Raw genomic sequence first — 11,953 nt, 5'->3', positions numbered from 1 at the left:
CCCATGGATTGATAATGATTACTGGTCTCAAGGGGCGTCTGGCCTCGATCCTTGGCGGGCTGCTGGCGGTCCTGATCTTCACGGCGGCGCCGATGGCCCATGCCCAGGAGGCCAGTTCCTCGCAAACCGCCTGGCGGCTGCTCGACTATCTGTCGGTCGACTACGCGGGCGCGGTGAAAGACGGCAAGGTCATCAGCCCGTCCGAATATGCCGAGATGAACGAGTTCGCCGGCCAGGTGCGTGAGCGCATCGCCGGCCTGCCGGCCACCAAGGCTCAGCCGGACCTGCTGGCTAAGGCGCAAAGCCTGCAAGCCACGATCGCCGCCAAGCAGGAGCCGGCCGTGGTCTCGGCCAAGGCCCATGCCCTGGCCAACGACCTCCTGGCCGCCTATCCCACGCCCCTGGCCCCCAAGCGCGCGCCGGACCTGGCGCGCGGCGCGGCGCTCTATGCGGAAAACTGCGCGGCCTGCCACGGCGAGACCGGCAAGGCTGACGGCCCCAACGCCGCGGGCCTGGATCCGCCGCCGATCGCCTTCGCCGACGCCGGCCGCGCGCGCCAGCGCAGCGTCTTTGGCCTCTACCAGGTGATCCAGCAGGGTCTCGACGGCACCGCCATGGCCAGCTACGCCCACCTGCCGTCCGACGACCGCTGGGACCTGGCCTTCTATGTCGGGCGCTTCGCTTTCAGCGACGCCGAGGCCGCCGTCGGCGAAAAGCTCTGGAACGAGGACGCCGCCGTCCGCGCCCGCTTCCCCGACCTGCAGACCTTGACCCAGACCACGCCGGCCGCCCTGGCCACCACCCTCGGCGAGACCAAGGCCCGAGCGCTGACCGCCTATCTGCGACGCCATCCCGAAGTCGTCACCCGCACCGGCGGCGGCTCGCTCGATGTCGCCCGCCAGAAGCTCGCCGCAAGCCTCAAGGCCTACGAGGCCGGCGACCGCAAGGCCGCCGCCGACCTCGCGCTCGCGGCCTATCTCGATGGCTTCGAGCCGGTCGAGCCGTCGCTGGGCGCGCGCGATCCGGCCCTGATGCGACGGATCGAAGGGGCGATGGGCGACGTGCGCGGCGCGATCGGTAAGGCCGCGCCGGCCAGCGAGGTCAAGAGCCAGATCGAGCGGCTCGACGCCCTGTTCGCGGCCGCAGGCAGAGCCTTGGCCCCGGAAAAGGCCAACAGCCTGTCGAGCTTCGCCGGCGCCTTCACCATCCTGTTGCGCGAGGGCCTGGAAGCCCTGCTGATCGTGGTCGCCATGATCGCCTTCCTGCGCAAGGCCGAGCGAACCGACGTGCTGCCCTACGTCCACGGCGGCTGGATCGCAGCCCTGGCGGCTGGTGGTCTGACCTGGGCCGCAGCGACCTTCTTCATTTCGATCAGCGGGGCCAGCCGCGAGCTGACCGAGGGCTTCGGTTCGGTGATCGCCGCCGCCGTGCTGATCTCGGTCGGACTCTGGATGCACGGCAAGGCCCAGGCCGACGCTTGGCAGGTCTATATCCGCGAGAAACTATCCCACGCGCTCTCCAAGTCGTCGGCGTGGTTCCTGTTCCTGCTGGCCTTCATCGTCGTCTATCGCGAGGTGTTCGAGACCATCCTGTTCCTGACGGCGCTGTGGACCCAGGGCGGGGCAGGGGCGGTGCTGGCCGGCGTCGGCTGCGCCGTCGTCGTCCTGGCCGCCATCGCCTGGGCCATGCTGCGGTTCTCCAAGCGCCTGCCGATCGGCAAGTTTTTCGAATACAGCGCCATCCTGATGGCGATCCTGGCGGTCGTCCTGGCCGGCAAGGGCGTGGCCGCGCTGCAGGAGGCTGGCCTCTTGGACCTGCACCCGCTGGCTCTGCCGCGCATCGAACTGCTGGGCTTCTTCCCGACCATCGAAGGCGTCGCCGCCCAGGCGCTCACCCTGGCCATCCTGGTCGGCGGATTCTGGTGGTCTCGGCACAGAGCCGGCGAAATGGGGGCAAAGAGGTCCGCCTAAGGGCCATCTGACCACTTCAAACGGGATGGGCAGGGCATCGAGAGAGATTCGATCATGGCGCGACAACGCGGTACGGGCTTCTGTAGCTTTCCGCTTTGCCCCAGTTATCGCGAAGTCTTCGCCAGGTGTTTGTTGCCGTAATTGGAGCGCTCGGCAATGTGACACTATAACATGTAATCATATAACGCATTTCAATCTGGACTGAGCGGAGGTATTGCAGATTTCGATGGCTGGAATCGCGCCCCTTCGTCGGCAAGTCGGCAGATATGCCGACACGTGGCGCTCGCGCCGCGCGCCGTCCTCGCGATTCAGCTTCGGCAAGGCATGGGCGCTGTTCGTAACCTGCACGTTCATCCTCGGCATCGTCATCTGCGGACCTGCTGAGCACGCTGCGCTGGAGACCGAAACTCAGGTCGCCAGCCAGATCGTCATGTCGAGCGTCCAGGCGCCAGCATTGATCAAGACCGCTGGCGACCAGAAGACCCCCATCAAGAGAACGCTCACGGCCTGCACCGGTCATTGTTCGGCGCATGGCATAAGCTTGCCCGTGTCCTTCGCGCCCGAGATGATAGCGTTTGAGCATCGTGCCGTTTGGCTGGCCGAGCCGGATGTGGGCCTGCTCATCGATCGTTCCGTCCTGCTCGAACGTCCGCCTAGAGCCTGACGCGACCCTTCCGCCCGAGGAGGCGGACCGTTTGCGTCTCAATCTCTAGGAACACATCTTCATGACTCTCATCATGCGTGGACAGCTGCGTTTCGCGGCCGTGAGCGTGGTCGCGATTGTCGGCGCGTTGGCGTCCGCTCGCGGCGCGGCGGCCGATCCGGCGCCGCCTTTCAAGGACCTTCTCGCCCAGGCGCAAGCCAATGCCCCAAGGCTCGCCGAAGCCGCCGCCGGCGTGCGCCAGGCCGAGGGCCTGGCTCGTCAGGCTGGCGCTCGACCCAATCCCACCGTCGGGATGGAGATCGAGAACTTCAGCGGCAGCGGCGTCTATAGCGGCGCGAACAATGCCGAGACGACCTTTTCGCTGAGCCAGCCGCTCGAAGTCGGGGGCAAGCGCGGCGCGCGGGTCGCCGCCGGTCGGGCGGCTCTCGATGCTGCACGGGCGCGGCTGGTCCAGTCGAAGGCCGATTTCGCCTTCGCTCTGGCCGACGCCTACGCCCAGGCCGAAGCCGCCGAACGCCGGGTCGCCCTGGCCGAAGAGGCCGTGACGCTGTCCGACGAGACCCTGCGCGCCTCCCGAGCTCTGGTCGACGCGGGCAAAGAGGCCGAACTGCGAACCCTCCAGGCGCAAGCCGCGCTCACCGGCGCGCGCGCGTCGTTGGAAGAAGCGCGGGCCGAGCGGACGGGCGCCTTCTCGCGGCTCACCGCTCTCGTCGGATCGACCACGCCCTACACCTCGCTCAGCGACAGCCTGCTGACCAACCCCAAGGTCACGAGCCAGCCGGGCGACATCGACGCGCTGTCGACGCCCGCCGTTCTGGCGGCCGAGGCCGATCGCGAAGCCGCCGCCCGTCGCGTGCGCATCGAGCGGACCCGCGCTGTGCCGGACGTCACGGTCTCGGCCGGCGTTCGCCGGTTCAGCGGCGACGACTCCACGGCCTTGGTCGCGGGCGTGTCGCTTCCGATCCCGGTCTTCGACCAGAACCGCGGCAACATCACCGCCGCCCAAGGCGAGCTGCAGGCCGCCGAGGCTCGGCTCAATGCCGCGCGGTTCGACGCCGAGGCCGACATCCGCACGGCCCGCTTCCAGCTGGGCGCGGCCCAGTCGCGCGCCGACGCGGCCGGCCAGGGCGAAACCAGCGCCGCCGAAGCCTTCCGCCTCACGCGGATCGCCTACGAGTCCGGCAAGGCCCCCCTTGTCGAACTAATCAATGCGCGCCGGTCCCTGGCCGAAGCGCGTGACCAAACCATTCAGGCCCAATTGGCGCGCGTTCGCGCCGAGGCCGACCTGGCGCGCCTGCAAGGCCGCCTCTTCGGAGATCGCTGATGCGCAAGTCCAACTCCTCGAACCGGCAGTTGCTGCTGGCCGGCGCGGCCGTGGTGGTCGTGGCGATCGCCGCCTTCTCGGTCGGCAAGATGTCGGGCGGCAAACCCGCCGAGACCGCGACCGCTGAAAAGCCGGCGGCGGCAGCTCCCGCGGCCGGACCCCAGAGCCTGTCGATGGGCCCCGAGCGCATCACCGCCTCGGGCGTCCAACTGCAGACGGTCAACACCGGGGGCCTGGCTTCCGAGGTCGTCGCGCAGGCCACGGTCGAAGCCGAACCCGGTGGGGAGGCGGCTCTGACCGCCCGCGCCGCCGGTTCGATCACCCGGATCACCAAGCGCCTCGGCGACCCCGTGCGGGCCGGCGAGACCCTGGCCCTGGTCTCCAGTCGCGAGGCCGCCCAGATCTCAGCCGACCGCAGCGTGGCTTCGGCCAGGGCCGACCTGGCCCGCAAGAACCTGGCCCGCGAAAAGCGCCTCTTCGAACAGAAGGTCAGCCCGCGTCAGGACTACGAGACGGCTCAGGCCGAAGTCGCGGTGGCCGAGGCCGAGGCCCGTCGCGCGGCCACGGCCGCCGGCGCCTCGGCGGTGTCGGGCGGCTATGTCGCCGTCATCAGCCCGATCAACGGCCGCGTCACCGCCATGACCGCCAGCCTGGGCGCCTTCGTGGCCCCCGAGACCGAACTCTTCCGTATCTCCGATCCGGCCAAGATCCAGGTCGACGCGTCGGTTACCGCCGCGGACGCCCGCAGGGTCCAGCCCGGCGACCAGGCGATCGTCGAGACGACCAGCGGCGAGACCCGCACCGCCGTCGTGCGATCGGTGACCCCCGGCGTCAACGAGGAGACCCGCAGCGCCACGGTGGTCCTGACCCTGACCGGGGGAACCGGCGCGCTGCAGCCGGGCCAGTTGGTCCGCGCCCGCATCACCTCGCGCCAGTCGACCTCCAGCGGGATCGTCGTCTCCGAGGAGGCTGTTCAGAACCTGAACGGGAACGACGTCGTCTTCGTCCGGACCAAGGAGGGCTTCCGCGTGCAGCACGTTCTGGTCGGCCAGCGCAGCGGCGGCCGGGTGGTCATCGTCGACGGCTTGAAGGGGGGCGAGACCGTAGCGGTCAAGAACGCCTTCTTGCTGAAGGCTGAGCTCGGCAAGAGCTCGGAAGAAGACTGAACCCCTAACCGCTAGTCCGGAGACACGCCGAAATGATCGGTCGCTTACTCTCGATGTCGGTGAAGGGGCGTTGGTACGTCCTGCTTCTCACCGTCATCATCGCCGCCCTCGGCACATGGCAGCTGACCAAGTTGCCCATCGACGCCGTTCCCGACATCACCAACAAACAGGTGCAGATCAACACCGTGGCCGGCGCGCTTTCGCCGGTCGAAATCGAAAAGCGGGTGACCTTCCCAGTGGAAACGGCCCTGGCCGGCATCCCGGGCCTGGAGACCACCCGCTCGATCTCGCGCAATGGCTTCTCGCAGGTCACCGCGATCTTCTCGGAGAAGACCAACCTCTACTTCGCCCGCCAGCAGGTGGCCGAGCGTCTGACCCAGGCCGGCGACAGCCTGCCCGCTGGGATCCAGCCGCAGATCGGGCCCGTCACGACGGGTCTGGGCGAGGTTTACATGTACTCGGTGGAGTACGCCAATCCGGGCGGCAAGGGCGCCAAGGTGCGTGACGGCCAGACCGGCTGGCAGAGTGACGGCGCCTATCTGACGCCGGAAGGCGAGCGCCTCACCGACGCCACCTCGCAGGGCGCGTACTTGCGCACCATCCAGGACTGGGTCGTTCGTCCGCAACTGCGCACCGTCAAGGGGGTGGCCGGCGTGGACTCCATCGGCGGCTTCCAGAAGCAGTACGTGGTCGAACCCGACCCGGCCAAGCTCGTGGCCTACGGCGTCTCCTACACCGACCTGGCCAAGGCCCTGGAAGGGGCCAACCTCTCGGTCGGGGCCAACTTCATCCAGCGCGCCGGCGAGGCCTATCTGGTCCGGGCCGACGCGCGGGTTCGCACGCTCGACGAGATCCAGAACGCCATCATCGCCACCCGTCGCACCGTACCCGTCGCCGTCAAGGACGTCGCCACCGTGCGGGTCGGCGGCGACCTGCGCACCGGCGCGGCCAGCAAGAACGGCGAAGAAGTGGTCGTCGGCACCGCCCTGATGCTGATCGGCGAGAACAGCCGCTCGGTGGCCAAGTCGGTCGGCGACAAGCTGGTCGATGTTCGCAAGGCCTTGCCGAACGGCGTGGTCATCACCACCGCGCTCGACCGATCGGTGCTGGTCAACGCCACCATCAAGACCGTCGAACGCAACCTGACCGAAGGCGCCATCCTGGTCGCCGCGACCCTCTTCCTGCTGCTCGGCAACGTCCGCGCCGCCTTCATCGCCGTGCTGATCATCCCGCTGTCCTTCGTGATGATGGCCATCGGCATGAACGAGCTGAAGGTGCCGGGCAACCTGATGAGCCTGGGGGCGCTGGACTTCGGCCTGATCGTCGACGGCACCGTCATCATTATCGAAAACTGTCTGCTACGGCTGGCCGAGCGCCAGCACCACGAAGGCCGGCTGCTGCGTCTGCCCGAACGCCTGGAGACCGTGCTTCGCGCGGCCCAGGAAATGATCCGTCCGACCGTCTTCGGCCAGGCGATCATCTTCCTGGTCTTCGCTCCGCTGCTGACCTTCACCGGCGTGGAAGGCAAGACCTTCTCGCCGATGGCCATCACCATCATGCTGGCCCTGGGCGCAGCCTTCATCCTGTCGCTGACCTTCGTCCCGGCCCTTGTCGCCATCCTGATGCGCGGCAAGGTCTCGGAAAAAGAGGTCAAGCTGATCGCTGTCTCCCGGCAGCGCTATGAACCCGTCCTCAAGCGCGTGGTCGATCGCCCCTGGCCGTTCATCGGCGGCGCGGTGGCGCTCTTCCTGGTCGCTGGCGTGGTCTACACGACGCTGGGCCAGGAGTTCATCCCGCAGCTCGACGAAAAGAACGTCGCCATGGGCTCGCTGAAGATCCCGTCGACGGCCCTGGAACAGTCGCTGACCATGCAGCGCCAGGTCGAAAAGAGCGTCTCGTCCCTGCCCGAAGTGGAGATGATGTTCTCCAAGACCGGCACGGCCGAGGTCGCCACCGACCCGATGCCGCCCAACGCCTCGGACGGCTTCATTATCCTGAAGCCCCAGAAGGAGTGGCCCAAGGACGTCGCCAACAAGGCCAAGGTCGTCGAGCGCATCGAGGGCAAGGTCTCGCCGTTGCTGGGCAACAGCTTCGAAGTCACCCAGCCGATCCAGATGCGCTTCAACGAGCTGATCGCCGGCGTGCGTGGCGACGTCGCCATCAAGCTCTACGGCGACGATCTGGACAAGATGAGCGCCACGGCCGCCAAGATCGGCGCGGTCCTGCAGTCGATCCAAGGCGCCGAGGGTGTCCGTGTCGAACAGGTCGGCGGGGCCCCGACCCTGGACGTCAAGTTCGACCGCGCCGCCATCGCCCGCTTTGGGCTCAGCATCGACCAGGTGGCCGACACCGTGGCCACGGCCATGGGCGGTCGCCAGGCCGGCGACGTCTTCGAGGGTGATCGCCGCTTCGACATCACCGTCCGCGTGCCGATGACCCAGCGCAACGACCTCGATGCCCTGGGCGCTCTACCGGTCATGCTGCCGGCCGGCGAGAACGGCCTGCAACGGTCGGTGCCGCTGCGGGAGCTGGTGCAGTTCCGCTTATCGGATGGTCTGAACCAGATCAGCCGCGAAGACGGCAAGCGCCGGGTGGTTATCCAGGTCAACGTTCGTGGCCGCGACATCGGCTCGTTCGTCACCGAAGCCCGCAGCAAGGTCGACGCCGTCCAGCTGCCGACCGGCTACTGGCTGACCTGGGGCGGCCAGTTCGAGAACCTGAAGGCCGCCACCCAGCGCCTGTCGATCGTCGTGCCGCTGTGCTTCGCGCTGATCTTCCTGGTGCTCTACATGGCGCTGGGCGGTTTCGGGCCGGCAGCCTCGGTGTTCGCGGCCATTCCGCTGGGACTATCCGGCGGCGTGTTCGCCCTGGCCCTGACCGGGATCACGTTCTCGATCTCAGCCGCGGTCGGCTTCATCGTGCTGGCCGGCGTGGCCGTCCTCAACGGCCTGGTCGTTATGACCAGCGTCCGAGAGCGGCTCGACGCCGGCGTGCCCGTCGCCCAGGCGATCTATGAGGGCTCGGTCGAACGCTTCCGCCCGGTCCTGATGACGGGCCTGGTGCCGGCCATCGGCTTCATCCCGATGGCCCTGGCCAGCGGCACCGGCGCCGAGGTCCAAAAGCCCCTGGCCATGGTGGTCATCGGCGGCCTGATCACGGCCACCGCCGTGACCCTGCTGGTCCTGCCCGCCATCGCCAAACTCATCCTCCAACTGGGGTCTGGTCGGAAGACCCCAGACGAGGGACCGGCCGCGTCGGATTTGAGCACGACGCACTAGCCGGGGCGCCGGCGCGGCCCCTCAGCCCCCACAGCGTCGCGCCGGCGCATCACCTTCAACCGTCCCGAGCGAACAGCTCTCACGGGCCGTAATCATCAAGAGGAGACGCCTATGCAAACCCCCGGACAAGCCGTCCTGCTCCGCATCTACACCGACGAAAACGCCCTGGTCGGCGATCGCTCCCTGATGGACGTCATCGTCCAGCGCGCCCAGACCGCGCGTCTGGCCGGCGCCACGGTCCTGCGCGGCCGCAAGGGGTTCGGTGAATCCGCACGCATGCACGAGCCGCGCCCGCTCGACTTCAACGACAACCTGCCCGTGGTCATCGAGTTCGTCGATGAGGAAGCCCGCCTGCGCGAGTTCCTGACCAAGCTCGACGACCTCAAGGACATCGGCCTGGTCACCTTCGAGAAGGTCGAGGTCCTTCGCTACGGCGGCCATCACGTCGAGCCGCACCGGTAGGAGCGAGCATTATGACCAGCAAGTCTGCGCACGATCATAAGGGCCACGATCATGGCCCGAATGACGACCACAAGCACGGTGAAGGGGAGGGCGGCCACGGCCACGCCCATGGTGGGCTTTTCGGCGAGCGAACCGAACTGATCTTCGCCCTGCTGTGCGGCGCGACCCTGCTGGTCGGCTGGCTCATCAGCCTCAAGGCCGATGGCTGGATCCCGCTGGCCTTCTATATGGCCGCCTACGTGTTCGGCGGTTGGTTCACCCTGACCGAGGCGATCGAAAACCTGCGCAAGCGCAAGTTCGAGATCGATACCTTGATGCTGGTGGCCGCCGCCGGGGCCGCGGCCCTGGGGCAATGGGCGGAAGGCGCGCTTCTCCTCTTCCTATTCAGCATGGGTCATTCCCTGGAGCATTACGCCATGGGCCGGGCCCGCCGGGCGATCGAAGCCCTGGCCAAGCTGGCCCCCGAGCGGGCCACGGTTCGCCGCGACGGCAAGACAGAGGACGTCGCCGTCGAGGCCCTGGAGATCGGCGACATCATCCTGGTGCGGCCCAACGAGCGCATCGCCGCCGACGGCGTCGTCGTAGCCGGCGACAGCAGCGTCAACCAGGCCCCGGTCACCGGCGAAAGCGTGCCGGTCGACAAGCGCGCCAGCGCCGATCGCGACCTCGACTTCGCCAAGGCCAGCGCCGAGTACCGGGTCTTCGCCGGCACCATCAATGGCGCGGGCGCGCTCGACATCCGCGTGGCCCGCAAGGCCGGCGAGAGCACCCTGGCCCGCGTCGTGCGCATGGTCGCCGAGGCCGAGGCCCAGCGTTCGCCCACCCAGCGCTTTACCGACCGGTTCGAGAAGGTCTTCGTGCCGGCCGTGCTGGTGCTGGTCGCGACCCTGATGCTGGCCTTCCTGGTGCTCGACGAGCCGTTCAGCCGCAGCTTCTACCGCGCCATGGCGGTCCTGGTAGCCGCTAGCCCCTGCGCCCTGGCCATTTCGGTGCCCAGCGCCGTGCTCAGTGGCGTGGCCCGGGCAGGGCGCGGCGGCGTCCTGGTCAAGGGCGGCGGTCCCCTGGAAAATCTCGGAACGCTGACCGCTCTGGCCTTCGACAAGACCGGCACCCTAACCGAGGGCAAGCCCAAGCTGACCGATATCGTCCCTGCCGAAGGCGTCGATGAGGCCGAGCTGCTCGCCATCGCCGTGGCCGTCGAGGCGCTCAGCGACCACCCGCTGGCGGCCGCCGTGGTGCGCGACGGGGAGGCCAAGCTGATCGGCCAGGCCCATCGTGAAGCCACCAACGTCAAGAGCCTGACAGGGCAGGGCATCCAGGCCCAGGTCGATGGCAAGGACGTCGTGATCGGCAAGCCGGGCCTATTCGAAGGCGACCAGAAAGACCTGCCCGTATCGGTCTGGAGCGATGCCAAGCGCCTTGAAGCGCGCGGCCGGACAGTGGTCGTCGTCCGCTACGGTGATCGTTTTCTCGGCGTGCTGGGCCTGATGGACACCGCCCGCCCCGCGGCCCGCGACGTTATCGTTCGCCTTCGCTCGCTGGGGATCACCCGCATGATCATGCTGTCGGGCGACAACCAGTCGGTCGCCGATGCGATCGCCCGTGATCTGGGTCTCGACGAAGCCCGCGGCGGCCTGATGCCGGAGGACAAGGTCGAGACCATCAAGGCCCTGCGCCAGCACTACGGCAAGGCCGCGATGGTCGGCGACGGGGTCAATGACGCCCCGGCCATGGCCAACGCCACCGTCGGCATCGCCATGGGCGCGGCCGGCTCGGACGTGGCGCTGGAAACCGCCGACGTCGCGCTGATGGCCGATGACCTGACCCATCTGCCGTTCGCCGTGGGCCTTAGCCGCAAGACCAGCGCCATCATCCGCCAGAACCTGTGGGTCAGCCTGGGCATGGTCGCGGTGCTGATCCCAGCGACCCTGTTTGGCCTGAAGATCGGCGAGGCGGTGATCTTCCACGAGGGCTCGACCCTTCTGGTGGTGGCCAACGCGCTGCGGTTGCTCGCCTACAAGGACCGCCAGGCATGAATGGCGAAGAACCTCGCACCGAAGCGTCGGACTGGGCCCGCCGATCGGCCCGCCGTGCGATAATGGCCCTGGCTGCGGCGATGCTTCTGCTCGTCATGTCGATTGGGGTTTTGGCGATCGGCCTGGAGCATCGAACATGAACCGACAACACTTGCGCCACCTAGGCGGAAAAGGAATTGGGCTTCTGATCCTGGCCTTTTCGGGCGGGGCTACTGCAGACACGATCGAAAAGCCCATCGTGCTCAACACTCAGCGGGGCTTCGCACTTGAGTCGGTCCGCGCCATCGCCGAAGGTGAGGGGGTCCGTTTCCATGGCGCGATCTGTCGACGGTCCATAGGATCCTCGCCGCGGATCATCCGAGCGGATCGTCTTGACGCGGGTGGAAACGTCATCAGCACGGCGACGCGTGTCCTGTGGGGCCTGCGTGGGCGCGAGCGCCATTGCATTTTCTTCGACCTGCCGACCCCCGGCCCGGTCATGTCAGGCGAGCAGTTTCGGGTCTGTACGCTTTCCACCAACCGTCCGTGCCCGCAGCCTGTCTCGGCTGCATCGAGCTCAAGCGAGATGGCGACGAAAGGCCGCCCATGATCATTGAATCTGAGATCGATATCGCCGCCCCCCCCACTAAGGTCTGGCGAACCTTGTCGGAGTTCGGTGGCTACCCGCGTTGGCATCCTCATTGGGAAATCGACGGCGTCCCCATTCGGGGCGCCAGCGTCTACATCCGTATCGGCTCCAATCCGGAAAAGCGTCTGAGGGTCAGGGCTCGGGTCATTGGCATGGCGCCAGGCGAGGAGATCGCCTTCCAGTCCGGTCCATTCTTCGCGCGATCGTATGAATACTTCCACCTGGAGCGCAGCGCGCGCGGCACGCTGCTTCGCCACACCAACAAGATAACCGGCCTAGCGGCGCTGCAGTTCAAGTTTAAGGCCGAGCGCGAAAAGTTGATCAGAATCTATAGCTTCCGCCTGGACGCTCTTTCGAAATACGTGACCACCAGCACGCCGCTGCGAGCGGTGACACGGGCCCGTCCGCGAACTCGGATCTAACTC

9 protein-coding genes are annotated in these 11,953 nt (G+C 67.6%); all 9 read left to right on the top strand.

Translation table 11 applies throughout. The features are described from left to right. The first annotated feature begins 14 nt into the window (after positions 1–14). The 9 genes from AC07R7_RS20710 (at position 15) to AC07R7_RS20670 (ending at position 11,950) form a co-directional block, all read left to right on the top strand. Positions 15–1,970, top strand: coding sequence for an FTR1 family protein (locus AC07R7_RS20710; RefSeq protein ID WP_062093428.1), 1,956 nt, complete (start codon positions 15–17; stop codon positions 1,968–1,970). A 214-nt stretch (positions 1,971–2,184) separates the two neighbouring features. Beyond that, positions 2,185–2,634, top strand: a complete 450-nt coding sequence (locus tag AC07R7_RS20705; RefSeq protein WP_062093429.1) for a hypothetical protein — start codon at positions 2,185–2,187, stop codon at positions 2,632–2,634. Between the two features lie 61 nt (positions 2,635–2,695). Further along, positions 2,696–3,958, top strand: coding sequence for a TolC family protein (locus tag AC07R7_RS20700; RefSeq protein ID WP_062097155.1), 1,263 nt, complete (start codon positions 2,696–2,698; stop codon positions 3,956–3,958). Further along, a complete protein-coding gene (locus AC07R7_RS20695; protein WP_099538406.1) occupies positions 3,958–5,124 on the top strand; it encodes an efflux RND transporter periplasmic adaptor subunit in 1,167 nt (388 codons plus the stop codon). Before AC07R7_RS20700 ends, AC07R7_RS20695 begins: the two co-directional genes overlap by 1 nt. Positions 5,125–5,156: 32 nt before the next feature. Continuing rightward, the gene (locus tag AC07R7_RS20690; protein WP_494636430.1) at positions 5,157–8,402 is read left to right on the top strand and encodes an efflux RND transporter permease subunit; all 3,246 of its coding nucleotides are present in this window, start codon (positions 5,157–5,159) and stop codon (positions 8,400–8,402) included. 111 nt (positions 8,403–8,513) lie between these two features. After that, positions 8,514–8,864 carry a DUF190 domain-containing protein gene (locus AC07R7_RS20685; protein ID WP_004616671.1) on the top strand — a complete coding sequence of 117 codons (351 nt, stop codon included), beginning with the start codon at positions 8,514–8,516 and terminating at the stop codon, positions 8,862–8,864. 11 nt (positions 8,865–8,875) lie between these two features. Next, complete coding sequence (locus AC07R7_RS20680; protein WP_062095850.1) at positions 8,876–10,900, top strand: heavy metal translocating P-type ATPase; 2,025 nt, start codon at positions 8,876–8,878, stop codon at positions 10,898–10,900. A 136-nt stretch (positions 10,901–11,036) separates the two neighbouring features. Next, positions 11,037–11,489 carry a hypothetical protein gene (locus tag AC07R7_RS20675; protein ID WP_137803453.1) on the top strand — a complete coding sequence of 151 codons (453 nt, stop codon included), beginning with the start codon at positions 11,037–11,039 and terminating at the stop codon, positions 11,487–11,489. Beyond that, on the top strand, positions 11,486–11,950 hold the full coding sequence (locus tag AC07R7_RS20670; RefSeq protein WP_062095849.1) for an SRPBCC family protein: 465 nt from the start codon (positions 11,486–11,488) through the stop codon (positions 11,948–11,950). Before AC07R7_RS20675 ends, AC07R7_RS20670 begins: the two co-directional genes overlap by 4 nt. The last annotated feature ends 3 nt before the right edge of the window (positions 11,951–11,953 follow it).

The sequence above is a fragment of the Caulobacter sp. GW821-FHT05F04 genome (genome assembly GCF_059419665.1).
This window is presented reverse-complemented; position numbering and strand designations above follow the sequence as displayed.